We start from the raw sequence: 24,360 nt of genomic DNA, 5'->3' as shown, positions 1-24,360 counted from the left end.
CGCACGCCCGACCGCCTACCATCGGCGGGTTGCCGATGTGAGGACGGGGAGCTGATGAGTGGTCTGGGGCGGTTGATAGGCGTGGCGGCCGAGCGGGGCGAGGCCGGGTTGCAGGCCGGCTGGCAGGCCGCGCTGCGCGGCGGGCGGTCGGTGGCGGGCGGCCGGTGGGCGCTGACGGCGCTCACGTCCGTCGCGCCGCCGCCCGTGCCGGCCACCGAGCCGTGGAAACTGTCGGTCGGCACGCTGCTCGGGCGCCACCCCCGCACCCCCGCCGCGGTGCACAAGCTACTCGGACTCCTCGACGGCGTCGGGGCCGTGCACCTGGGCCCGGTGAAGGCCGGGTTCGACGGTGAGGAGATCGAGTGGGACAAGGTCGTGGAGGTGCAGACCCGCAACGCCTTCGAGGTGCTCACCACCACCGCCCTGGAGCAGGAGGTGGACAAGGTCCGCGAGTTCCTGCCGCCGGTGCCGGGCCGCAAGTGGGCCGTCACCAAGATCGGCGAAGCGCTGGCGACGGTCGTCCTCGCGGCGCTGGAGCGGGGGTCGGTCGAGCAGCGCCTGGACGAACTGGCCGTGCCCGCGCGGATCGTGTACCGCGGCCTGCTCGGCCGGCAGCGCACCCTGGACGCGGGCTGCTTCGCCGTCGCCACGCTCGTCGTGTCCGGCCAGGTCGGCGAGAGCCTGATCGCGACCGCCCGCCGCCGTGGCATCGTGGTGCGGCCCGCCGAGGAGGCCGTCAAGCCGGCGCGGGCGGCCCACGTCGCGGCCCTGCGGGAGCGCACGGACGCCGTCGCGCGGCTGCTGAACCGCATCGAGGAGCCGGGCGGCACGGAGGAACCGGAGCCGGCGCAGGCCCTGGAGCCGACCCCGCCGACGGTGTCGCTCGGCAAGGGCTGACGCACCCCGGTCGCCCCGGTCGACGGACCGGTCGCCATCCCCGAGCGGTGAGGTGATGGCGACCGGCCGCGACCACGACCGCGACGGTCAGCGGGACGGTCGCGGCGGAGTGCCACGGCCGGAACGCAGGGCAGGCGGGGGTTCGACGACGGGCCCCAGCCCCCGCCGCCGGTCAGTCCGCCAGGAGGTACGCCATCAGGTACGCCACCAGGCTGGTCAGGCCCGAGGCCGCCGTCAGCACGAGCAGGACCGCCACGACCCACCCGACGGCGCGACCGGGGAAGGCCTCGCGCCGGCGGGCGGCGCGGCCGGGCGCGGCGATCCGGACGGCCTGGGCGAGGCCGAGGCCGCCCGCGATGACGGTGAACAGGCCGAAGCAGGTGCCGAGGACGCGGACGCCCGTGTAGGCCACGCCCACGCGGTAGGTGGTGTCCTCGGAGGGGACGTACTGGACGGGGACACGGGCGCGGGCCGACAGGGAGCCGTCGTAGGACGTCGGTACGGCGGCGGCGCCCGAGTCGGGGGTGAAGGTGCCGAAGCAGGTGGTGTGGGCCCGCTTGCCGCTGCCCTCGGTGACGCAGCCCGAGACGGCCAGCAGGCCGGGCTCCCCGGCGAGGCGGAGCGGGTACTCGATGGTGCGCAGGCACACGGTGGCCATCGCCACGCCGGCCAGCACCATGACGAGCCCCGCCAGCACCACGAGCGGCACGACGAGCCATCGCCCCGCCCGGGTCCTGGGATCCTTCAGCGGCACCGTTCCCCCGTTCCCCACCCGAAATGACGTCGGAAGCCGACATGATGCAGGACGGCCGGAGCCGGGCGGAACCCGGCCCCGGCCGTGGCCGGAACAGCCGCCGTGGAGGGCGGCCCCCACGGCGGTGTCACTGCATCAGTGCCAGCCGCACACCGAAGCCGATCAGGAGCACACCCGTCACCTGCTCGATGCGGCTGCGGACCTTCGGGCGGCGCAGGAAGGCGCCGAAGCGGTCGACGGTGACGGTGTAGAGGCCGAACCAGAGCAGGTACAGCACCACGAACTCCGCCGAGAGCACGAGCGCCCGGCCCAGGGTGTGCCCGGTCGTGGGGAGGAACTGCGGCAGGAAGGTGACGAAGAACAGCGCCACCTTCGGGTTGAGCGCGTTCGACAGGAAGCCCTGCCGCAGGTACGTCAGCCACGTGTTCCCGGCCGTGTCCGGCGCCGCCGCGTCGGCCGTCGCCCGCGCGGACTTCCGGGCGGCGCGCAGCGTGCCGATGCCCATCCACACCAGGTACAGCGTCCCGACGGTCTTCAGCACGGTGAACGCCACGGCGGACGCCACCAGCAGCGACGAGACGCCGAGCGACGCGGCCGACACGTGCACGCTCAGCCCCAGCATGCCGCCGAGCGTGGTGTACAGCCCGGCGCCCCGACCGCCGACCAGGGCGTTGCGGGTGATGAGCGCCTGGTCGGGGCCGGGGATCATGATGAGGACGAGCGCGGCGACGGCGAACGTCAGCATGCCGCCGCCCGGACGTTCCGCAGGACGGCCGCGTGCTGCCGTTCGCGGAAGTAGAAGTGGCCCCCGGGGAACAGCCGGACCGGGACCGGTCCGGCGTCGGTGTGCCGCTCCCACGCGGTGAGCTGCTCCTCGGAGATGAGGTCGCGGTCGCCGCCGAGCACCGTGAACGGTACGGGCAGCGGCGGCCGCTCCTGCCACCGGTAGGTCTCCAGGATCCGGTAGTCAGCCCGCAGCCCGGCCGCCGAGAGCCGCGCCAGCTCGGGGTCGGCGAGGAGTTCCTCGGGGATGCCGCCGTGCCGCTCGTTCACGGCGCTCAGCAGCTCCGTGTCCGGAAGGAGGTGGAACCCCTGCTCGTGCCGGGCGAGTTCGGGCGCCGGGTAGCCGGAGAGGATCAGCCGCTCCGGCAGCGGGCGACCCAACTCGATGAGTCGGTGGGTGAGTTCGTAGCACACGAGGGCGCCGAAGCTGTGCCCGAAGAACACGAAGGGAGTGCTGAGCGGCATCTCCTTCGCGAGCTGGTCGACGAGGTCGGCCATCGACGTGCACGGTTCCTCGTCGAGCCGGGAGCCCCGGCCGGGCAGCTGGACGGCCAGGACGTTCAGGCCCTCCAGCTGGCGGCCCCACCGGACGTACTCGGCGGCGGAACCGCCTCCGTGCGGGAAGCAGTACACGGTGCGCGGCCCGGACGGGCCGGGTGCCCTGATGGTCCACTGGGGGGTGTGCGGTTCCGCCATGCCGGTCACGTCACCTCACCTCGGCCGTTCCGGCGGCGACGACGTCCGCCTCGGCCCCGGTCGACGCCAGGTACTCGGCCAGGCCGTCGATCGTCGGGTGCTCCAGGATCTCCTTGGGCCGCACCCGTCGGCGCAGCTTCGTCCCGAGGTCGGCCGCCAGCACCAGGGTGGTGGCGGAGTCGACGCCGAGCGCCGTCAGCGGGAGGTCGGTGCCGACCTCCTCGACCGCGATGTCCAGCAGCTCCGCGATGTAGTCGGCGAGCCACTCGACGAGCTTCTCGCGTGTCACACGTCCTCCTGAGATGCGTTGGGAGCCTCGGACCGGTCGGCGGCCGGCACGTCGAGCGGGTTCGCCGGGCCGAGCTGCGGCTCGAACCACGCGTCGACGTCGGCCACCGTCGAGTTCTGCAGGACGACGGCGACCGGCACCTCGATGCCGAAGGTGCGCTGCAGGGAGACGGCGATCCGGGCCGCGAGCAGCGAGTCGCCGCCCGCCTCCAGGAAGTCGTCGGCGAGGTCGATCTGGTTCACGCCGAGGATCGAGCGGTAGATCTCGACGAGCTTGGCCTGCCGGTCGGTGACCGGCGGACGCACCGGCCGCCCGCGCTGCACGCCCCGTGCGCCGGCCTTGGCCAGCACCGAGCGGTCGATCTTGCCCGTGCCGCTGAGCGGGATGCGCTCCAGCGGGCTGAGCCGCGCCGGGACCATGTGCTTGGGCAGGTGCGCCGCCGCGTGCGCCAGCAGCGCGTCGCGGTCGAACCGCCGCTGCTCCGCGGGGCCTTCGGCGGCCAGGACGTCGAAGCCGACCGCGGCCGGTCCGTCGCCCTCGCGGGTGAGGACCGCGGTGTCGCCGTATCCGCACTTGGTAAGCAGCCCGGCCCACTGCGGGCAGTCGAGCAGCGGGTGGCCCCAGGTGCGGAACTCGGTGTCCGTCCAGCCGTCGAAGCCCTGCTGGAGGCCCATGGTGAGGTCGAACCACGGGTGCATGGCGGTCTGTTCGACCATCAGCAGCAGGCCGCCGGGGGCGAGGACGGAGCGCAGGGTGGCGAGGCTGGTGGCGATGTCCCGGGTGTCGTGCAGGACGCTGGCGGCGATCACGAGGTCGGCCGACAGGCCGTCGTGGCCCTGGAGTTCGGGCTCCTGGTCGAGGTTGAACAGCCCGTAGCGGACGAACTCGTACTCCCCGAAGTTCTCCTGGGCGCGGTCGGTGAAGTAGGTCGAGATGTCCGTGAACAGGTAGTCGGTGCGGTCGGCGGGCAGCAGCGGCAGCAGGTGCCGCGTGAGCGTGCCGTAGCCGCCGCCGACCTCGACGACGCGCAGCGGGCGGTCCGCCGGCCAGTCGGCGACGAGCCGGGCCACCGCCTCGGTGGCGACCGCGTAGGCGGGGCCGAAGAGGCGGGCGTACACCTCCGGCGTGCGGTCCGAGGCGTAGAGCTCGGCCGAGTGCAGGGACTGGGTGAGGACGGCGGCGACGTTGCCCGCCAGCGAGAGCATCCAGTCGACGAGGTCCGCGGGCACGTCCAGGGTGCCGCCGAGCGCGCTGCGGGCGGCCTCGGCGACGGCGTCGGGGACGGCCTGCGGGAACTCGACGGCCACTTCGAGGCCGTCCTCGGTGGTGCGCAGGTCGCCGTGGCGCACCAGGGCGTCGGTGGCCCGGGCCAGCCAGCGTTCGTAGCGGGTGGCCACGCCGGCCGCGGTGGCGGCGGACGGGTCGAACCGCTCGCCGGGCAGGTGCGGCAGGCCGAGGGTGCGGAAGGCGACGGCGGCGGCCGCGGCGTGCAGGTCGTCGAGCGCGGACCAGGCGCCGACCAGGGTGGCGGCGTCGGGGCCGGGGGCGGCGAAGGTCGCGGCCGAGGCGAGGGCCGCGCGGCGGCGGCCGGTCTCGGCGGGGTCGGCCGTCTCGGTGACCAGCAGGGAGCCGTCGGCGCGGTCGGGCACGACGTAGCCGAGCAGGCGCGCGTTGGTCGGGTCGTCGGCGGACTTGACGACGACGGCGTTCTCCACGCCGGGGTGGCGCTGGAGGACGGCCTCGACCTCGCCGCACTCGATGCGGTGGCCGCCGATCTTGACCTGGCCGTCCCGGCGGCCGAGGAACTGGAGCACGCCGTCCGGCAGGTAGCGGCCGAAGTCGCCGGTGCGGTAGAGCCGTTCGCCGGTGCGCGGGTGGTGGACGAAGCTCGCCGCGGTGCGCTCGGGGTCGCGGAAGTAGCCGCGGGCGAGGCCGGTGCCGGCGATGTACAGCTCGCCGGGCACCCACACCGGGCACGGCTCCATGCGCTCGTCGAGCACGTGGAAGGCCTGGTTGCGCAGCGGCTTGCCGTACGGGACGCTCGGGCAGCCCTCGGGGACCTGGTCGGCCGGGTGCCAGTTGGACCAGATGGACGCCTCGGTGGCGCCGCCGAGGCTGATCACGCGGGCCTCGGGCCACAGCGCGAGGATGCGCTCGGGCAGGTCCAGCGGGATCCAGTCGCCGCTGAGCAGGACGAGCCGCAGGCCCTCGGGGACGTCGCCGGTGAGCTCGACGTGGTCGACGAGCATCTGCATCTGGGCCGGGACGGAGTTCCACACGGTGACGCCGTGCCGGGCCATCAGCTCGGCCCAGTGGCCCGGCTCGCGGCGCTTGTCCTCGTCGGGCAGCACGAGGGCGCCGCCGGCGAGGAAGGTGCCGAAGAGGTCGTAGACCGAGAGGTCGAAGCCGAGGTCGGCGAGGCCGAACACGCGGTCCGCGGGGCCGACGCCGAAGCGCTCGTTGATGTCGGCGACGGTGTTGAGCGCGGCCCGGTGCTCGATCATGACGCCCTTGGGGCGCCCGGTGGAGCCGGAGGTGTAGAGGACGTAGGCGAGGTCCTCGGGGCGCGCGGCGTCCGCCGGGGCGGCCGGGTCGGCGGCGCCCTCGACGTCCAGCCGCGGGAGGCCCTCGGGCCAGTGCGGGGCGTCCAGGTGCGCGGCGTCCGTGACGACGGCGAGCGCCTCGCCGTCGGTCAGCAGCGCCGACCGGCGGGCGGACGGCAGCGCGGGACCGACGGGCAGGTAGGCGGCCGAGGCGAGCAGCACGCCGTGGGCGGCGGCGACCTGGTCCGGGCCCTTGGGCAGGGTGATGCCGACCAGGCGGTCGCGCAGGCCGGCGCCGTCGGCGGTGCGGCGCACCCGCTCGGCGACGGACGCGGCCTGCGCGGCGAGGGCGCCGTAGGTGACGGTCCCGGAGCCGTGCAGCACGGCGGGCCGCTCGGGGTGCTCGGCGGCGCCCTTCAGCAGACCCTGGTGCAGCAGGCCCTCGGGCAGCTCGCCGGCGGTGGCGTTCGCGCCGTCGCGGGCGGCGGCCTGGCCGGCGGGCAGGGCGAGGGCGGGGCCGGCCGTCCAGACCGCGTCGTCCTCGGCGAGCGCGCGGACGGCCGCGGTGTAGGTGGCGAACATGTCGTCCAGGAGGCCCTCGGGGAAGAGCTCCTCGACGGCGTCCCAGGTGAGGTCCAGCGAGCCGGTGAAGTCGACCACCTGGTGGTCCAGCCACACCTGCGGGGTCTGGCTGAGCCGGTAGGTGATGTCGCCGAAGTAGGCCATCGGCCCGGAGACGTCGGCGACGGTGCCCAGGCCGCTCGTGAAGACGACCGGCATGGTCTCGAAGTTGGTCTGCAGGCCGCGCCGGCGGCGCTCGCGCAGCGCGTGCAGGGCGCTGACGTAGCGGTGGCGCAGGTCCTGCTGGAGCTGGGTCTGGGTGCGCGCGACGCGGTCCTCGAAGGGGAGGTCGCCGGTGGTGTCCATCTCCAGCAGGCAGATCGAGGTGAAGTCGCCGATCAGGTTCTGCAGGTGGGGGTGGACGGTGCGGTGGCCCTTCGCGTTCTCGGCGAGGAGCAGTGGCAGGCGGTTGAACAGCGTGAGGTTCAGCGCGAACTTCGGGGTGCCGCTCCACATCCGCAGCGTCTCGGCGAAGACCGTGGCCAGGACGGCGGTCGGGGTCAGGCCCGCCTCCTCCGAGCGCGCCTGGAAGCGCTGCCACAGGGCCGGCGGGAGGTGGTACTCGCGGTGCGTGAAGCGCGGCTTGGGTATGCGCGCCGGGGGCTTGGCCAGCGGCAGCTCCGGCGGCGGGGCGAGCTCCTCGGCGCGGGAGACCCAGTACTCCATCGAGCGCTTGTGCCGCGGCGACCGGGTGCCGTTCTCCAGCGCGAGGACGTAGTCGCGGAAGGAGACGTCGACCGGCGGGAGCTCGGCCCGCTCGTCGCGGCAGAGCGCGCTCCACTCGCTGAACAGGGCGGCGATGCTGGCCAGGTCGACCATGAGCAGGTCGAGGCTCACGTGCAGCCGGTCGTGCTCGGGCAGGCGGGTCAGCCGGACGTCGAACAGCGGCCACACGGAGGGGTCGTAGACGCGCTCCGACAGGTCCAGGCGGACCTCGGCGAGCCGCGCCTCGGCCTCCTCCGCGGGCACCCGGGACAGGTCCTCGAAGGCGATCTCGAAGGGCGGGGCCTCGGCGAGGATCTGCTGCTCGCCGCCCTCGTGGACGACCGCCCGCAGCATGCCGTGGCGCTCCAGCAGGCGGCGCCAGGTGCGGTTCAGGAGGTCCGGGTCGAGGCGACGGCCCTCCAGCTCGAAGTAGGCGTGCGGTGCGACGTTGCCGAGGACGAAGTTGGGCCCGCGCCCGACCCAGTACGCGTACTGGATCTCGGTCAGCGGGAATGGCTCATCGGCTTCGGGTGACTCGGTGGGACAACAGCCACCGTCGGTGTTCTGTCCGCTCCCCATCTGGCTTCTCCCATTCCTGGTGGTTCCGAGCGCAAACGTGCGGGATCTCGGTGAGGACGTGATCTCGGTGCGAGGACGTGATCTCGGTACGGGAGTCCGGCCCTCGGTGCGGCTCAGGAAGATGTGGCTCCGGCAGGAGCGCTGTCAGTGAAACCGCTGTGACGAAGGGGTGTCAAGATCTTCCCAGCGGCCGCACCAGCCACTTTGCAAACATCTGACACTACGTCAACTCTGTCCGTTTTGCCGTATATTGGGGAAACTTTAGCGACTCCAAAGAAGCGCTTGGAGTTGCCGTCCGGCGCGTGTGGGCAGGTGCCGGAGAAGATGTGTGCAATCGAGGAAGCGTTCGATCAGGGCGCCCGCTTCTGCCTGATGTGCCGTCAGAGTTCCTGTTTTTCATCCAGGTTGCGTCAAATCGCTTTAAGCTCCCGTTAAGGATGACGGCTTCACGTCACTCCGTGGACGCCCCGACGAGGCCGGGCCGCAAGGCCCTTCCGGACGATGAGAGCAGGGGATGACAACGACAGACGAAGAGCCCAACGGCACCGCGCGCGGCCCGGCCCGGAGGCGGGGGCGCAGATCCGGCCGCCGCGCGGCGGGCAGCGTCGCGGTGCTCGCCGTCGGGGTGGGCAGTTGCTCACTGCTGGCGGCCCCGGCCGCGTTCCCGCAGCCGGGCGACGGGTCCGTGACGGTCCGGGTGGTCCGGGCCGTGGACACGAGCGGCGTGTACAAGTCCGCGCTGGAGCCCGGCATCGCGGGCGTGAAGGTGACGCTGACGGACGACGCGGGCGTCGGCATCGAGGGCACCACCGCGGCCAACGGCCTGGTGACGCTCGCGCCGGCCACGAGCAAGGCGGGCGGCGGCAAGTACCGCGTGCAGGTGGTGAATCCGAAGCCGGGCGTGCTGTTCCCGGCCTTCGCCTCCCGCCAGGGGCTGGACGGTGCGCCGGGCGCGCTGAGCAGCAACGAGGAGTTCGTCGACCTCTCCGGCGGCAAGAACGTGTCCTACACCACCGGGCTGTGGAACCCCGGTGACTACTGCCAGAAGAACGCGCCGCTGGTGACGACCTGCCAGCCCATGGCCCGCGAGGGCGGGGCCCAGCGCACGCTGGTCTCCTTCCCGTACAGCGCACGGGGCCAGGACGGCGACGGCGTGAGCGCCACCAATATCGCCACCAACGCCGAGACCGGCACGCTGTTCGGCATCGCCTGGAACAAGGCCGACCGGCGGGTGTTCTCCACGGCGGTCGCCAAGCGCACCACCGGGTACGGCCCGGGCGGTGCGGGCGGCATCTACGTCACCGACCTCGCGCAGAAGAAGACGACGCTGTTCACCACCGTCCCGGACGCGGGCACCAGCATCCACGGCGACGGCACGGACGACGCCTTCACCGACGCCCCGGGCAAGGAGAGCCTCGGCGGCATCAAGATCACCGACGACGGCAGGGGCCTGTTCGTCGTCAACCTCAACGACCGCAGGCTGTACCGCTACGACGCCACCGCCCCGAGCGCCGGGGCGCCGTCGGCCGCCTACCCGATCCCCGATCCGGGGTGCCCGGCGGCGGGGGACTGGCGGCCCTTCGGCCTCGGCCTCCAGGACGGCACCGGCTACCTCGGCGGGGTGTGCTCCGGCGAGTCCACCGGCAAGCTCACCGACGTGCGCGCGGTGGTCCTGCCGTTCGACCTCGGCACCGGCGTGTTCGGCAGGCCGGTGCTGGACCAGCCGCTGGACTACCCGCGCAAGTCCACCGTGGGCTCGGGCCCGTGCGACGGCGCGGGCTGGTTCCCGTGGACGAGCACCTTCCCGACCGCTCAGGGCGGCCGTCCGTGCGGTCTCAACACGATGGCCAACCCGGAACCGGAGCTGGGCGAGATCGGCTTCGAGACCGACGGGTCGATGCTGCTGGCCTTCCGCGACCGCTTCGGCGACCGCGCGCCGGGCGCCCCGAACCCGGGCGCCCCCGCCCGCGTCATGTCCGGCGGCGACCTGAACAAGGCGTGCCCGGTGAACGGCACGTACGTGCTGGACACCAACGGCGGCTGCGGCCTCGCCCCCCGGGGCAACCGCTTCTTCGACACCGCCTGGGCCGGAGTGGGCCACCACAACACGGCGTTCGCCGGCATGGCGCTCTCCAAGGTGGAGGACACGATCGCGGTCTCCGCCTTCGACCCCAACCACACCGCCCTCGGGTACGGCACGTCGTTCCTCCAGCGGGCGGACGGCAAGCAGGACCCGAAGCTCGGCTTCCGGCTCAACCCGGCCAAGGACAACGCGCCCTTCGGCAAGGGCGCCTCCATGGGCGACCTGGAGGTGCTCTGCGACCGGGCGCCGCTGCAGATCGGCAACCGGGTCTGGTACGACCCCGAGCGCAAGGGCATCCAGAACCCGGGCCAGCGCCCGGTGCCGGGCGCCACCGTCCACCTCTACGACGAGTCGGGCAAGGTCGTCGGCACCACGACGACGACCGGGCGCGGCGAGTACTACTTCGACGACTCCGACGTCACCGGCGGCCTCAAACCCCGGACGAAGTACACGATCCGGATCGACAACCCGGCGGACTACGCCAAGGGCGGCCCGCTCTACCAGTGGGTGCCCACCGCCGCCGACGTCGGGGACAACCACTTCATCGACTCCAAGGGCGTCGTCCCGGCCGGGGCGAGGTTCCCCGAACGGTCGCTGACCACCGGTGGACCCGGCGAGAACGACCACACGTACGACTTCGGCTACCGCCGGCAGGAGGGCGTCCTGCGGGTCGTCAAGAACGACCAGGACGGCAGACCGCTGGCCGGCGCCACGTTCCGGCTCTGGAAGGAGAGCAACGGCACCGACGGCCTCCAGACGACCGGCGACAAGCCGGACACGCCCGTCGGTGAGCCCTGCACGACCGGGGCGGACGGCGTGTGCCAGGGCAGCGGCACACCCGGGACGTACTACTGGCAGGAGGTGAGCCCGCCGGACGGCTACTCCGCGCCGGACCCGTCGGTGTCCGCGCCGCTGGTGCTGACCGCGGACAACCTCGACGCCGGGGTCTCGGTGACGATGGTCAACCGGCTCATCGCCACGCCGACCCCGACCCCGACGCCCACGCCGACGTCCACGGCCTCGCCGACGCCGACCCCGGTGCCGACCGGAACGCCGTCGCCGTCCTCGCCGCCGGCCCAGCCCGGCCCGGCCGTGCCCGGCAACCCCGGCAACCCGGCCCCGGGAAACCCCGGCAACCCGGACTACCCGCTGCCGCCGTCCGCACCCCGGCCGGTGCCCGGCACGCTGCCCGGCACCGGTGCGAGCCGGGCGATCCCCGTGGCCGTGGCCGGCGCCGTGGTGCTCACCGTCCTCGGCTCCGCGCTGCTCGTGCTGACCCGCAGGCGAAAGTCCGGGCGCTGACGGTCCGGAAGGGCTCGATCGGGCGGGTCTCCCGGAGGTGTCCGGGAGGCCCGCCCGACGGGCGTGACTCATCCGAGAGAGAAGGCAGCCGCATGCCCCGCACACCACGCCGCGCCCGGCTCGGCGCACTCGTCGCCGTCGTCGTGTGCGCCCTGGCCGTCGGTGGTTTCGTCATCCACCGGACGGTCTCCGACGAGACGGCCGAGCGGCCGGTCACCACGGAGGAGGCGTCCAGGCTCGCCCTCTCGCGGCTGAACCTCTACCAGGCCAGCCCCGTCGGCGTGGTCCTCACCGCGGCCGAGGGCGGGGGAGTGGAGATCCGCGTCGAGGGCGTCGTCGACTACCGGACCCGCCGGGGCGTCGGCCGCTACACGACCAGCGGGCCCGGCACCCAGCCGGACCACGGCCTCGTCGTCTGGGACACGGGAGGCCTCGGCCTCGCCCCCGAACCGCCCGGCTACGACGGCAAGCCCTGGGAGCAGGCCGAGCACGTCCCCCGCGCCGGCTGGTCGCCGCGCACCTACACGGCCGACCCGCTGGACTCCGGCCTCCAGCTGATGGTCCAGCTCGGCGCGGACCGGCCCGACAACCCCCTGCTGCTCGCCCAGGCCGGCGCCCGCCGGCTCGGCCACGACCGCATCGACGGCCGCGACTACGACCGCTTCGCCGGCCCGCGCGCGCAGGGCGCCGCCCCCGACGGCGGGCGCTCGCCCCTCACGTACTGGGTCGACGGCGACGGCACGCTGCGCCGGGTGACGATGCGGCTGGCGGGCCTCGGCACGCCCACCGCGGTGGAGTTCACCGGGCACGCCGGCGAGGCCAAGCTCCCCGAGGCGCCCTGGCTCACCGGCTGAGCCGGGGCCCGGCCCGTGTCAGAGCTGTGTCAGCGCGGTGTCAGGCGCCCCGGGGACAGTGGTCGCACCGACCACCACGAGAGGACGCCCCATGAGCGACCAGGTCCCCGTCCCGCACGGCCTGCCCACCGACCGCGACGCCGGCCCCTTCGCCCCGCCCGGCGCCATCAGCCGGCTGCGCGACGCCCGTCCGGTCAGCCCGATGCTCTTCCCCGACGGCCACGAGGGCTGGATCGTCACCGGCTACGACGAGGTCCGCAGCCTCATGGCCGACAACCGGTTCAGCTCCCGCCAGGACCTCGGCGTCCTGCACGTGCCGCACGAGGTCCCGGGCATGCCCGAGATCACCGAACCGTCCCCGCAGGTGCCGGGCATGTTCATCGCGATGGACCCGCCGGACCACACCCGGCTGCGACGCAAGCTCACCGGCGCGTTCACCGTCCGGCGCATGAAGCAGCTGGAGGAGCACATCACCGCGATCGTCGAACGGCAGCTGGACGCCATGGCCCGGCTTGCCCCGCCGGTCGACCTGGTCATGGAGTTCGCGCTGCCGGTGCCGTCGCTCGTCATCTGCGAGATGCTCGGCGTCCCCTACGCGGACCGGGAGCGCTTCCAGGCCGACACGGCCCGGTTCATGGACCGGGAGCTGCCGTTCGACGAGAAGATGGCCGCGTACGGCGCCATGAGCGCCTTCCTCGCCGGACTGGTCACCGGCAAGCGAGCGGAGCCGGGCGACGACCTCCTCTCCGACCTGGCCCGCGACGAGGACCTCGGCCTCGACGAACTCACCGGCATCGCCTTCCTGCTGCTGCTCGCCGGCCACGAGACCACCGCCAACATGCTGGGCATCGGCACCTTCGCGCTCCTGGAGCACCCCGAGCAGCTCGCCGAACTGCGCGCCGACCCCGGCCTGGTGCCCGGCGCCGTCGAGGAGCTCATGCGGTACCTGTCCGTCGTCGACGTCCTCTACCGCTACGCCACCGAGGACCTCGAACTCGGCGGCGAGACGATCCCCGAGGGCTCGACCGTCCTCGTCTCCCTGCTCGCCGCCAACCGAGACCCCCGGCGCTTCGCCGACCCCGACGCCCTGGACGTCCACCGCGAGGCCCGCGGCCAGCTGTCCTTCGGCCACGGCGTCCACGCGTGCCTCGGCCAGATGCTGGCCCGCATCGAGATGCGCGCCGGGTTCGCCGGGCTGCTGCGCCGCTTCCCGGACCTCCGGCTCGCCGTCCCCGCCGAGGAGGTGCAACTCAGGACGAACATGCAGATCTACGGTGTCCACGCGCTGCCCGTCACCTGGACGGCGACGGCGTGACCGCCGGTTGGCTCAACTCGGCTGCTGCGGAACGGCGGTGACGTCCGTCGGCAGCGGGTACGCCTCCGGGTCGACCGTCCCCGGAAGGTCGGTGGCGGGCCGGGCGGGCGCGGACGGATCCGGCAGCGACGGCTGTGCGGGCGGCGCGGCGACCTGGCTGAACGGCACGCCGGGCGGCGCCTGGACCGGGGCCGCCCGCCCGCCGGGCACCGCACCGCGACCCTGGGCACCGCACGCCGCCAGGCCCTCCAGCCCCTCCGGGCTCTGGACGGCCGGCTGGTTGCCGGTGAAGCAGTTGCCCGGGTCGGCCGAGGCCAGGACGAGGTCGGCGCCGTTGCCGTCGGTGCGGTTGCCCTCGACGCGGTTGCCGCTCGCAGGGTGCCCGGCCGGGTCGGTGACGATCACGCCCGCGGCGCGGTTGCCCCGGACGAGGTTGCGCCGCACCACGTTGGCCGTCCCGCCGCCGATCCCGATGCCGATGCCGAAGCCCCCGTCCGCCTGTTCGGGGGTGTCGGAGGCGTTGTTGTCGGCGACGACGTTCCCGGCGATCACCGCGCCGTGCTGCGGGGCGAGCGCCTCCAGGTCGTTGGAGTTGACGGTGACGCCGACCCGGTTGCCGACGACGCGGTTGCCCAGCACCGACAGCCCGTCCGAGGCGTTGGTCAGCTCGATGCCGACGGCGTTGCGCTCCACCGTGTTGCCGCGCACCAGGGTGTCGCACGGCTTGCACTGCCCGACGTAGATGCCCGAGTCGGCCTGCCCGGAGGCGTACGAGTCCTCGATCACGCCGCCGCGCGCGTCGAACGCGTAGATGCCGTACAGCCCGTTGTCGTACGCCGTCACCCGGCTGGCGCGGAAGCCCTGGACGACCGGGAAGCGGGCGGTGTCCAGGGGGTCGTACGCGGAGCCGCCGGCGCCTCGCTGCTGCAGTTTCTCGTCGGTGACGCCGGTGAACAGCACGCCGTTGGCGAGGTAGCCGTGGACGGTGAGGTTCTCGACCACCGAGCCGGGCCCGGTCACCGTGACGCCGTTGACCAGCTTGAGCCCGCCGTCGAGGACGACGCCGTTGCGGTCCGTGCCGCGTAGGGTCAGGCGCGCCTTGGTGACGCGGACGCTCTCGCGGTAGACGCCGGGGGAGAGGAGGACCGTCTCGCCGTCCCGGGCGACGTCCACGGCCTTCTGGACGGTGGGGAAGTCCTGCGGCACCCGCAGCACGCTCCCGGCCGGGTGCTCGGCGTCGTCGGAGCCGGCACCGGCACCCGTGGCGGAACACCCGCCGGCCGCGAGCGCGGTGGCGGTCAGCAGGGCGGCGAACACACGTCCGGAGGTGTGGAGTTGCATAGTCAGTGTTCTATCGTCTCCAATAGCGCGCATGCCTACCGAACCGGAAAACGCGCAGCAACCGGCCCGCGAAGCCGCCCCCGGCTTCGGCCGGCGGAGGGCGCTGTTCGCCGCCGGGGCGGTGCTCGCCGCGGGTGTGGGAGCAGCGGCCGGTCAACTGGTGCGCGATGAGCCCGAGTCGGGACGTCCGGCGACTCCTCCGCCCGCTCCGACGCCCTTCCACGGCGTCCGACAAGCAGGCGTGACGCTCCCTCAGCAGGAGACGACGCAACTCCTGGCCTTCGACCTCCCGCAGACCTCCCGGGCCGCCGACCGGGATGCCCTTCGTGCCCTCCTCGCCGAGCTGACCCGCGTCCTCGCCGGGGCCGTCTCCGATCGGCCGTCCGACCCGCGCCTGGAGCACGGAACCGGCAGCCGGCTCACGTCACTGGTGGGCATCGGACCCGCGATCGCCTCCCGTCTCGGCCTCAACGTCCCTGCCGCACTGGGGGAGTTGCCGCCCTTCCCGGGGGAGCACCTGGACCCGGCGCGCAGCGGCGGCGACCTGCTCCTGCAACTGTGCGCCGACGACCGCTGGAGCCTGGCCGTCGTCGCCGAACTCGTCGGCACGGCCACCCGCGCCGCCGGCGCCACGCCCCGCTGGTCGCAGTCCGGCTTCCTGCCGCCCACACCCTCCGGCGTGACCCCGCGCAACCTCTTCGGCTTCAAGGACGGCACGGCCAACCCCGACGACGACGCCGCCCGCCAGTGGGTGTGGGGCCCGCCGGGCCCGCACGAGAACGGCACCGTCCTGGTCTACCGCCGCATCCGCATGGACACCGCGGCCTTCGCCACCCTCCCCGCGGACCGTCGCGACCAGGCGATGGGCCGCCGGGCGGCCGACGGCGCCCCGCTCACCGGCAGTGCCGAGCACGAGGACCCGGACATCTACGCCAAGAACCCCGACGGCTCCTACGTCATCCCCGCCACCGCCCACGTCCGCCTCAGCAGCCCCCGCCTCGACGGCGGCGCCCGCATGCTGCGCCGCGGCTACAGCTTCGACGACGGCCCAGCCGACCGCGGCCTGCTCTTCTGCGCGTTCATGCGCGACCCCGTCCAGTTCACCCGCGTCCAGACCCGCCTCGCCGCGCGCGACGCCCTGAACCCGTTCCTGGACCACACGGCCTCGGCCGTCGCCTACGTCCTGCCCGGCGCCCGGGAGGGCTCCGTCCTGGGGGAGCCGCTCTGGGCGTGACGCCCAGGGAGATCCGCCCGTCGCCTTCTGGACTTGCTGGTCCGTCTTTCCCTCCGCGGGTTCGTCGAAGGCCGGCTCGCCCGTCGCGACCGGCCGTCAAGCCACCGGTGAGGAAGGCCTTTTCGTGCTCGCGATCGTCATCGACGGCCTGGGCGTCGTCGGCAGCTTCGGCGGAATCGGCGTCGTCCAGTGGAAGGCCGACCCGCGCCGCAGTCCCCCGTCGTCGAGCCGCTCCGCCGAACCGACCGCCGCTTGCCAGGAGGGCCGGCGCTCGACGTCGGTCTGCAGCCGCCAGACGGTGCCCAGAGGGGCATGGACGACGACCGAGGCCCGGTACCGGACGGCGGCGCCCGGATCAACACCCTCCCCACGACACGTCAGCGAGTCGCCGGCGGCGCGGGGAGGGTCGGCGAAGGCGGGTGAGGCGACGAGGCCGAGGAGGCTCGCGGCAAAGGCGACGCCGGCCAGGGCAGTGCGAATGGCTGGGCATGGTGGTCCTCCGGTGGTTGGATGAGGTGCCGATCCCGATCGGCATAGCCATTCGCTCTCGCTATAAGGTCTAACTCTCGCCGTGCGGCGGGTCAAGGGCCCGGTGCGGGCCGGTTCCCGGCATGGCGTGATAGCTTCTAGCGAAACCTTCAATCTGTAGCGACGGGTAGCGACGGGAGCGGAGCGGCCATGGCGACGACCGGGGCGGACACCCCGCGGGAGCGGTACCGGGCGCAGGTGCGGGGAGAGGTCAAGCAGCACGCCTGGGAGCAGATCGCCTCGGCCGGGGCCTCGGCGCTGTCGCTCAACGCGATCGCCAAGCAGATGGGCATGAGCGGGCCGGCGCTCTACCGGTACTTCGCCAGCCGGGACGACCTCATCACCGAACTCGTCCGGGACGCCTACCGCGGGCTCGCCGACGCCCTCGGGGCCGCCGTCGCCAAGGGGGCCGACCTGCCGGGGCTCGCGCACGTGCTGCGCGGGTGGGCACTGGAGCATCCGCACCGCTACCTCCTCATCTACGGCACCCCCGTGCCCGGCTACCACGCGCCGGACGACACCACCGCGATCTCGGGGGAGATCATGGCGATCCTCCTCGACGCCTGGACGGCCTCCGCCCCGCACGCGCCCGCGACGGCGTTCGACGCCCACCTCGCCGACCACCGGGCCTGGGACGGCGGGCACCCCGCCCCGCCCGAGGTGCTGCACCGGGCGCTGTCGTTCTGGACCCGCCTGCACGGCGTCCTGTCCCTGGAGCTCGCCGGGCACTTCACCGGGATGGGCTTCGACCCCGCGCTGCTCTACGCCGCCGAGCTGGACGACCTGCTCGGCCGCCGCTGAGCCTGCGTCAATCAACGAACAAATCAGGTGAGTTCGCCGGTCGCAACCCATAGGCTCGACGGCCATGGTTGATCTCTATCCTCCGACCGAGCCCTACGACACCGGATTCCTCGACACCGGGGACGGCAACCGCATCTACTACGAGCAACTCGGCAGCCCCGAGGGCAAGCCCGCCCTCATCGTCCACGGCGGGCCAGGCTCGGGCGCGATGCGCAGGCCCGCGCGCTCCTGGGACCCGGAGTGCTACCGCGTCATCCGCTTCGACCAGCGCAACTGCGGCCGCAGCACCCCGCACGCCGGCGACCCGGCCGCCGACATGAGCCTCAACACCACGCAGCACCTGATCGACGACATGGAGCGCCTGCGCGAACACCTCGGCATCGAGCGCTGGTTGCTCAACGGCGCCTCCTGGGGCTCGACCCTCCTCCTCGCGTACGCGCAGCAACACCCCGAGCGCGTCACCCAGATCGTCATCGCCGCCATCACGACCACCCGGCCCGCCGAGACCGAGTGGCTCTACCGCGGCGCCGCCCGCTTCCGGCCCGAGGCCTGGGACCGCTTCCGCGAGGGTGTCCCCGAGGACGAGCGGGACGCCCTCGACGGCGACTGGCGCAGCCTGCTCGCCGCCTACTCCCGGCTCATGGAGCACCCCGACCGGGCCGTCCGGGCGAAGGCCGCCGCAGACTGGCTCGCCTGGGAGGACGCGGTCATCTCGGGCGAGCCCAACACCATCCCCGGCATGTACAGCAACCGCGAGGTCGACGACCAGATCGCCTTCGTCCGCATCTGCTCCCACTTCTTCAGCAACGGCGCCTGGCTGGAGCCCGACCAACTGCTGCGCGACGCCCACAAACTGGCCGGCATCCCCGGCGTGCTGGCCCACGGCCGGCACGACATGGGCGGCCCGCCGAACACGGCGTGGGAGCTGGCGAAGGCCTGGCCGGACGCCCGGCTCCACATCATCGAGGACTCCGGGCACGCCGGCAGCGAGGAGCTGAACCAGGTGATCCGGACGGCCATCGAGGACTTCAAGCACCTCTGACGGGCGTTGCACGGGTGACGGCGGGGGCACCGACACCAGCGTGCTGAAGCCCGGCGACCCCGGCGTGGCTGCCGGACGTGCCCAGCTGCTGACCGGCGGCCCCCGGCCCCCGCCCGCTCGGGCGGGGGCCGGGGCCTGCGTGGTCAGCGGGCCACGCGGCGGGCCCGCACGTACTCGCGGGCCAGCAGGCGCAGGGCACCGAGCTTGGACGGGCCGGCGGAGCGGTGGAGCAGAGCGGGGACGTCGGCGCGGGCGGCGGTGCTGGTGAGGCCCTCCAGGCCGACCATGCAGCGGACCATCGGGCGGTGGGCCGGCGGGGCCAGGTCGACCACCGTGCAGGCGGCGGCGAGGGTGCGATCCACCTGGTCGAGCTGCTCGGTGATCAGGGCGCCGAACGCCGGGGTGTCCCGGCCCTGTTCGAGGTCGGCGCGGGTGACGCCGTGCCGGTCGAGAGTCTCGGCGGGGATCGTCAGGCGGCCGTCGGCGAGGTCCTCGGCGAGGTCGCTGACGAAGTCGAGGCGCTGGCTCGCGTCGATGAAGACCCGGCAGGCGGCCTCGTAGGCGCTCTGGTCGCCGTCGGGGCCGAGCAGGGCGGCGACCACCATGAACGCGGGCAGGGCGTAGCCGTCGAGGTAGGCCTGATAGTCGGACTCGGTCGCGAACCCGGTGAAGTCGAGGTCGGCGAGGGCCCCGGCGAGGTGCCCCGGGACGCGGTCGCGCAGGACGGGGTGCGCGGCGGCGGAGGCCAGCAGCGGGCGCAGCTCGGGGTTGTCGGTGCGGCCGGTGGCTAGGCCTTCGACGACCTCCTGCTCCCAGCGCGCGTATGCGGCCTTCCGCCCGTCGAGGGGACCGCTGTCGAGGAGGGCGTCGGTGCGGTGCATGAAGGCGGTGGCGGCGATCACGTGCGGCACGAGCCGGGGCGGCAGGAGCAGGCCGGCGGCGAGGGCGGCCTCGCGGCGGTAGGCGGCGACCTGGCCGCGCTGCCGGCCGTAGTCGTCGCGCAGTCCGGGGTCGTCGATCCCCGCGGCGTCGAGCGCGCGCTCCCAGCTGCCCACGTGGTTCCTTCCGCTCTTTCGTTTGATCGTGCCCGAGCCTAGACCGCGGGTGGTGGAGGGGCCTGACGGGGGCCGGGGCGGGAGAATGCGGTTGGTAAGCGTTCGGTAAGACGGGCTCGATTAGGGTCGAATGACGAGAGCCGCCCGTTTCCCCCGTCGGGGGGACGGGGGAAACGGGCGGCGCATTCTCGCTGGTTCTCGATAGGGGCGGTGGTGCCGGCTGTCGGACGGACGTCAGGAGACGGTCACGTCGTCGTAGTAGGTGAAGGTCGGGTCACCCGGGTAGTTGTCGTCGCGGTTCGTGAGGGTCAGGGTGTAGCTGTGGCCCGGGGTCACGGTGGCGGTCTTGTTGACCCAGGCCGACGTCGCGGCGCAGGTCTTGGCGAGGACCGTGGTGGTGGTGCCGGTGGTGTTGTCCTTCAGGGTGGCGGTGGCCCAGTCGTAGGTCACGGTGTCCGGGCAGGTGTTGCTGTACCAGAAGGAGAGCTTGCTGGAGCCGGCCGGAGCGGTGAACGTCTGGGCGATCGAGGAGGTGGCGCTCGGGTTGGCCGAGCCCACCATCGCGCCGTAGCCGCCGCTGTGCGCCGCGGAGGTGGAGGCGGAGGTGGAGCCGGTCGAGGTCCAGCCGGACAGGTTGCCGGTCTCGAAGCCGCCGTTGGTGATGGTGTTGCCGCCGCCGGTGCCCACGGTCCAGCCGAAGGACGCGCTGCCGGAGGCGTTGGTGCTGTCCTTGGCGGTCACGGTGACGGAGGAGCTGCCGGCCGCGGTCGGGGTGCCGGAGATGAGGCCGGTCGAGGAGTTGATCGACAGGCCGGCCGGCAGGCCGGTGGCGGAGTAGGTGAGCGCCTGGCCGGAGGCCGAGTCGGTGGCGTGGATCTGCAGGCTCGCCGCCGTGCCGACGGTGCTGCTCTGACTGCCCGGGTTGGTCACCGTCACGGTGTTCTGGCCGGTGCCGCCGCCGACGATCGGGTGCGAGATGGCGCAGGAGTTGGTGTCGTTGGACCAGCTGGCCTGCTCGGCGAAGGAGCCGGTGCCCATGGTGACCATGGCCGCGCCGCCCGTGGTGCCGGGGGAGAGCCAGGCGCACTCGTCGGAGTTCTCCTGGCCGTTGTAGCTGCTGCCGGACACGTGGTTGGTCCAGCCCCCGGCCGGGAACTGGTCGGACATCGTCTCGTGCCACTCGTGGCCGAGCGTCATCGTCCAGCCGTCCAGCGTGCCGGGGGAGGTGACGAATCCGACCCCGCAGCCGGCGCCGGAGTCCATGTTGTACGGCTGGTTGGAGAACGCGAGGTCGCCGTAGGGCGAGTTGACGGCGCCGCCGGTGAGCGTGGTGTCGCCCGTGTAGTCGTGCCAGGCGCAGTACTGGTTCTGGTAGTTGTCCGGGTTGGTGCCGGTGGGGGAGAGGACCACGTAGTACGCGTCGCGGTTGGACGCGGCCGTGGTGTTGCCGAAGTGGCCGGCCGCCTTGACGGCCTCCTGGCCGAGCTGGTTGCCGCTGGCCGCGCTCGGCGAGGCGCCCGAGTTGTCGTACCAGACGCCGGCCAGGACGCCGCCGCTCTGGTAGGGGACGAAGCTGGCGTTGGACGGGCAGCTGACCGCGCCGGAGGCGACGTTGGGGCCGTCGCACCACTGGGTGAGGTCGGCGGACCAGAGCTCGCCGCCGGTGCCGATGCCCTTGAACATCTCCTGGGTGACCGGGGCGGCGCCGTCCGGGTCGCCGGAGAAGGTCGCGTCGCCGCTGCTGTTGGTGCCCTGGCTGCCCCACTGGCTGCCGTAGAAGACGAGGTAGACCTTGGCGTGGCCGTCGAGGACGCCGACGCCGTTGATGCCGCCGCCGTAGGACAGCGTCTCCGGGCCGGTCGCCGCGGTGCCGGCGTGGGTGTCCGCCCAGGCCTTCATCTTGGCGCTCTGGCCGATGGTCGGCACGGCGCCGTGCCGGTACGGGTGCTGGTACTGCGGGCTGAACGGGTTCGCCGCCGACGCGCTCGGCCGGCCGGCCGCCTCGGGCTGGGCCTGGGCGGCCGTGGAGGCGAATCCGGCGGCCGCGAGGGCCAGCGCCGCGACGCCGGACAGCACCGACGTTCTGGCCTTGCGGGTCGGTCTGCCCGCCTTGTGGGGCGTGCGGGAAATACCCATGGTGGGGGAGCCTCTCTCATGCCGACCACCCGCGTGCCTGGTGGCAGCGGGGCTGTGCGGGGTGAGGACTGAGGACGACGGGCCGCGCCGGAGCATGGCCCGGCCGATCGCCGGACGCGCTGGTGGAGGGGGTGGGGAGAACAGCGCAGCCTGCCACGGCACAGCAAAGCAGGGCCGGGAAATGGGGGTCAACGGCCGTACGAGTAAAGGGATTTCATCTGAAGTCCACGGATTCGGAAAATCCGCACGCGGGCGGGCTGTTGCGATCTCGGATTTCCTGCTGAACAGATTACGGGCGGCTTATTCAGTGATGACGGGCCGTTGTCCGGTGAAGGCGGGGGTGGTGTGCCGACGGCAGGTGCCAGGGGCCGTTGCGGCGGGGCGGGTTCGTCGGCGGTCTTGACCCGGGTGGCTCATCCTGTCACTGTCATGCTCGAAGTTGCTTGAATCAGAGTTAAGTTGAGCAAGTTCGCGACGATCGTGTGCGAGTACGGCTGCCGCTAAGGAGTGCCCGTGTCCCCTCGCCCCCTTCGAAGATTCGCCACCCTGCTGACGGCCGCGGTCCTGCTGGCGGCCACCGCCTCCGCGCTGCCGGCCACCGCCTCGGCCGACGAGCCGGACGGCCCGGTGACCTACACCGTCACGGTCGGGGCGCCGACTCCCTTCGGCCATCCCACCGACACCCCCGCCGTCCCGTACGTCGACAAGGACGGCACGTTCTACTTCCAGCAGTCCGCCGCGCTCTACGGCAAGAACGACCCGCGCTACTGGGACTTCTTCACCGGCACGGACTTCGACACCGCCACCCGGTCCGCCGCGATCAGCGGCGCAGTCAACCCGGCCGACCCCGCCGACCGGAACGACGACACGACCTCGCGCTGCAACAACAGCCCCACCGGGCGGACGGCGACGTTCGCCGGGGGCGCCAGCGGGTACGCGCAGAAGAACTACTGCGACCTGTCCGGTGTGTGGATCGACCCCGACACCGGCGACTGGTACGGGCTGGTGCACAACGAGTTCACCCCGCAGCCGTTCGGTGACGGGCTCCACTACGACGCCGTCGACTACGCCGTCTCCACCGACCAGGGCCGCACCTGGGCGATCAGGGACCACGTCATCACCTCGCCCTACAGCACGACCCGGAGCGACACCGCGCAGTTCCCCAACGAGACCTACTCCTACGGCGACGGCGACCAGCGGCTGCTCGTCGACACCGCCTCCGGGTACTTCTACGTCTTCTACGGCTCGCGGATCGTCGACAAGAGCGGCGGCTGGAAGGCGTTCCACTCCCACGTCGCCCGCGCGCCGATCGCCTCCAAGATGGCGCCCGGCTCCTGGCGGAAGTGGTACGACGGCTCCTGGGCCGAGCCCGGCACCGGCGGCCGCGAGAGCAACATGGTGCCCGTCGACGCGGACGGCTCCACCGGGTACACGGCGGCCTCCGACGAGTACGACCCGGCCAACACCGGGACCTCGGAGCAACAGATCGCCGCCGGGACGATGCCGGCGACCTCGCCGCTGTTCGTCATGGACGTCACCTACGACGCCCACCTCGGCCTCTACGTCGGCGAGCCCCAGGCCGTCGACCAGAGCGGCAACGCGCCCCAGCACTACTACGCCACCGCCGACCTCTCGACCCAGAAGTGGGTGCCGATCGGCGACACCGGCGCCTACCACACGGCCTCCTGGTACCGCTGGTTCCTCGACGGTGCCAACCGGACGAGCTCGGCGGTCGTCGGGCGGACGTTCCGCGCCTACTGCGCCTTCGGCTGCTCCGGCGGGGCGGACGGCGAGTACGTGCCGGTCACGATCGACGCGTCGGTGCCCGCCGCGCCACCGGTCGACACCGGCCGGGCCTACCGGATCGCGAACGGGGACGGGCGGGTCCTCGCACAGGTCGCGGGCGGTCCGGACACCACCTCGCTGGTCGCGGCCACCGGCTCGGCGTGGGAGTCCTGGACGTTCACGGCGAACGGCGACGGGTCGTACCGGATCGCCAACGGCGCGAGCGGGCGATTGCTCGGGGTCGACTCGGGCGCGGTGGGCGGGCGCGCGTGGGGAGCCCGGCCCGTCGTCGGAGCGGCCCCGGCGGGCGGGCCGACGGTCGGGCAACAGTGGTGGCTCGTGCCCGGCACGGCGGCGGACGGCTCCGCGACCGGCGTGCTGCGGATCGTCAACCGCTACAGCGGCCTCGTCCTCGGGCTCTCGGCGAACGCCCACCGGCTCACCGAGACGACGCCGAACCGGAGCTGGACGGACAGCAGCGGCAGCACCGTCGGCGGCGGCCGCACGGCGGCGGAGCAGACCCTGATGCTCACCGCCCTCGGCCCGGCCGGCACCGGGCTCGACGGCCCCCGGACGGTGGTGGCCTCGGGCAAGGCGCTGGACGACCCGGGCCACTCCACCGGCCAGGGCACCCGGCTCATCACCTGGACGCCCAACGGCGGCCGGAACCAGAACTGGGTCTTCACCCGTCAGGCGGACGGCAGTTACCAGCTCGCGAACGGCGAGTCGAAGCTGTGCGCCGACGTCAGCGGCGGCTCGACGGCGGCCGGGGCGCAGGTGATCCAGTGGCCCTGCACCGGCGCGGCCAACCAGCGCTGGATCGCGACACCGGTGGCGGGCGGCGGGTACACACTGGCCTCGCAGAAGAGCGGCCTCCTGCTGACCACCGCCTCGACGGGCGACGGCGCGCTCGTCAGCCAGCAGCCGGACAGCGGCTCGGCGCTCCAGCGCTGGGCGATCGGCTGAGGCCTTGGGGTTTGCGGCGGCGGCTCCCGGGGCCCGGTGTGGGGCCCGGGA

The 24,360-nt window shown here is 73.2% G+C and carries 16 protein-coding genes; 8 read left to right on the top strand and 8 right to left on the bottom strand.

All coding sequences use genetic code 11. The features are described 5' to 3' along the window. Nucleotides 1-54 precede the first annotated feature (54 nt). On the top strand, nt 55-897 hold the full coding sequence (locus PUR71_RS12105) for a hypothetical protein (RefSeq protein ID WP_329926941.1): 843 nt from the start codon (nt 55-57) through the stop codon (nt 895-897). Nucleotides 898-1,069: 172 nt separating this feature from the next. On the opposite strand, the gene PUR71_RS12100 is transcribed toward PUR71_RS12105, so the two are convergent. The 5 genes from PUR71_RS12100 to PUR71_RS12080 form a co-directional block, all read right to left on the bottom strand. Further along, nucleotides 1,070-1,651 carry a hypothetical protein gene (locus tag PUR71_RS12100; RefSeq protein ID WP_329926939.1) on the bottom strand — a complete coding sequence of 194 codons (582 nt, stop codon included), beginning with the start codon at nt 1,649-1,651 and terminating at the stop codon, nt 1,070-1,072. Nucleotides 1,652-1,778: 127 nt separating this feature from the next. Next, complete coding sequence (locus tag PUR71_RS12095; protein ID WP_329926937.1) at nt 1,779-2,396, bottom strand: LysE family translocator; 618 nt, start codon at nt 2,394-2,396, stop codon at nt 1,779-1,781. Continuing rightward, the gene (locus PUR71_RS12090; RefSeq protein WP_329926935.1) at nt 2,390-3,130 is read right to left on the bottom strand and encodes a thioesterase II family protein; all 741 of its coding nucleotides are present in this window, start codon (nt 3,128-3,130) and stop codon (nt 2,390-2,392) included. Before PUR71_RS12090 ends, PUR71_RS12095 begins: the two co-directional genes overlap by 7 nt. Before the next feature lie 10 nt (nt 3,131-3,140). Then, the gene (locus tag PUR71_RS12085) at nt 3,141-3,419 is read right to left on the bottom strand and encodes an acyl carrier protein (protein WP_329926933.1); all 279 of its coding nucleotides are present in this window, start codon (nt 3,417-3,419) and stop codon (nt 3,141-3,143) included. Further along, entirely contained in the window at nt 3,416-7,867 is a 4,452-nt protein-coding gene (locus PUR71_RS12080; RefSeq protein ID WP_329926932.1) for a non-ribosomal peptide synthetase, read from the bottom strand. Before PUR71_RS12080 ends, PUR71_RS12085 begins: the two co-directional genes overlap by 4 nt. Nucleotides 7,868-8,381: 514 nt before the next feature. Here PUR71_RS12080 and PUR71_RS12075 point away from each other — a divergent pair. The 3 genes from PUR71_RS12075 to PUR71_RS12065 all read left to right on the top strand — a co-directional run bounded on the left by PUR71_RS12075 (nt 8,382) and on the right by PUR71_RS12065 (nt 13,421). Continuing rightward, the gene (locus PUR71_RS12075) at nt 8,382-11,252 is read left to right on the top strand and encodes an SdrD B-like domain-containing protein (RefSeq protein ID WP_329926930.1); all 2,871 of its coding nucleotides are present in this window, start codon (nt 8,382-8,384) and stop codon (nt 11,250-11,252) included. Nucleotides 11,253-11,344: 92 nt separating this feature from the next. Next, nucleotides 11,345-12,106 (top strand): hypothetical protein, encoded by a 762-nt coding sequence (locus PUR71_RS12070; protein ID WP_329926928.1) that lies wholly within the window; start codon nt 11,345-11,347, stop codon nt 12,104-12,106. Nucleotides 12,107-12,197: 91 nt separating this feature from the next. After that, nucleotides 12,198-13,421 (top strand): cytochrome P450, encoded by a 1,224-nt coding sequence (locus tag PUR71_RS12065; protein ID WP_329926926.1) that lies wholly within the window; start codon nt 12,198-12,200, stop codon nt 13,419-13,421. Nucleotides 13,422-13,433: 12 nt separating this feature from the next. Here the strand turns inward: PUR71_RS12065 and PUR71_RS12060 are convergent, their stop codons facing one another. Next, nucleotides 13,434-14,762: a right-handed parallel beta-helix repeat-containing protein gene (locus PUR71_RS12060; RefSeq protein WP_329926924.1), complete on the bottom strand. Its 1,329-nt coding sequence runs from the start codon at nt 14,760-14,762 to the stop codon at nt 13,434-13,436. Between the two features lie 241 nt (nt 14,763-15,003). Here PUR71_RS12060 and PUR71_RS12055 point away from each other — a divergent pair, with 241 nt between their 5' ends. The 3 genes from PUR71_RS12055 to pip all read left to right on the top strand — a co-directional run bounded on the left by PUR71_RS12055 (nt 15,004) and on the right by pip (nt 18,367). Then, the gene (locus PUR71_RS12055) at nt 15,004-15,996 is read left to right on the top strand and encodes a Dyp-type peroxidase (protein WP_329926923.1); all 993 of its coding nucleotides are present in this window, start codon (nt 15,004-15,006) and stop codon (nt 15,994-15,996) included. 678 nt (nt 15,997-16,674) lie between these two features. After that, on the top strand, nt 16,675-17,325 hold the full coding sequence (locus PUR71_RS12050; RefSeq protein ID WP_329926921.1) for a TetR/AcrR family transcriptional regulator: 651 nt from the start codon (nt 16,675-16,677) through the stop codon (nt 17,323-17,325). 64 nt (nt 17,326-17,389) lie between these two features. Next, nucleotides 17,390-18,367: a prolyl aminopeptidase gene (pip, locus tag PUR71_RS12045; protein WP_329926919.1), complete on the top strand. Its 978-nt coding sequence runs from the start codon at nt 17,390-17,392 to the stop codon at nt 18,365-18,367. 143 nt (nt 18,368-18,510) lie between these two features. On the opposite strand, the gene PUR71_RS12040 is transcribed toward pip, so the two are convergent. Next, nucleotides 18,511-19,422, bottom strand: coding sequence for a phytoene/squalene synthase family protein (locus PUR71_RS12040; RefSeq protein WP_329926918.1), 912 nt, complete (start codon nt 19,420-19,422; stop codon nt 18,511-18,513). A 234-nt stretch (nt 19,423-19,656) separates the two neighbouring features. Next, a complete protein-coding gene (locus PUR71_RS12035; RefSeq protein WP_329926916.1) occupies nt 19,657-21,558 on the bottom strand; it encodes an Ig domain-containing protein in 1,902 nt (633 codons plus the stop codon). Nucleotides 21,559-22,071: 513 nt separating this feature from the next. Here PUR71_RS12035 and PUR71_RS12030 point away from each other — a divergent pair. After that, entirely contained in the window at nt 22,072-24,309 is a 2,238-nt protein-coding gene (locus tag PUR71_RS12030; RefSeq protein WP_329926914.1) for an RICIN domain-containing protein, read from the top strand. Nucleotides 24,310-24,360: the final 51 nt, after the last annotated feature.

The organism is Streptomyces sp. SP17BM10, assembly GCF_036322405.1.
Taxonomy (GTDB): Bacteria; Actinomycetota; Actinomycetes; order Streptomycetales; family Streptomycetaceae; genus Kitasatospora.
This window is presented reverse-complemented; position numbering and strand designations above follow the sequence as displayed.

Coding starts and splice junctions, on each gene's coding strand:
- PUR71_RS12105 (WP_329926941.1), top strand. CDS start 55: ATGAGTGGTCTGGGGCGGTTGATAGGCGTGGCGGCCGAGCGGGGCGAG.
- PUR71_RS12095 (WP_329926937.1), bottom strand. CDS start 2,396: ATGCTGACGTTCGCCGTCGCCGCGCTCGTCCTCATCATGATCCCCGGC.
- PUR71_RS12090 (WP_329926935.1), bottom strand. CDS start 3,130: ATGGCGGAACCGCACACCCCCCAGTGGACCATCAGGGCACCCGGCCCG.
- PUR71_RS12080 (WP_329926932.1), bottom strand. CDS start 7,867: ATGGGGAGCGGACAGAACACCGACGGTGGCTGTTGTCCCACCGAGTCA.
- PUR71_RS12075 (WP_329926930.1), top strand. CDS start 8,382: ATGACAACGACAGACGAAGAGCCCAACGGCACCGCGCGCGGCCCGGCC.
- PUR71_RS12070 (WP_329926928.1), top strand. CDS start 11,345: ATGCCCCGCACACCACGCCGCGCCCGGCTCGGCGCACTCGTCGCCGTC.
- PUR71_RS12065 (WP_329926926.1), top strand. CDS start 12,198: ATGAGCGACCAGGTCCCCGTCCCGCACGGCCTGCCCACCGACCGCGAC.
- PUR71_RS12060 (WP_329926924.1), bottom strand. CDS start 14,762: ATGCAACTCCACACCTCCGGACGTGTGTTCGCCGCCCTGCTGACCGCC.
- PUR71_RS12050 (WP_329926921.1), top strand. CDS start 16,675: ATGGCGACGACCGGGGCGGACACCCCGCGGGAGCGGTACCGGGCGCAG.
- pip (WP_329926919.1), top strand. CDS start 17,390: ATGGTTGATCTCTATCCTCCGACCGAGCCCTACGACACCGGATTCCTC.
- PUR71_RS12035 (WP_329926916.1), bottom strand. CDS start 21,558: ATGGGTATTTCCCGCACGCCCCACAAGGCGGGCAGACCGACCCGCAAG.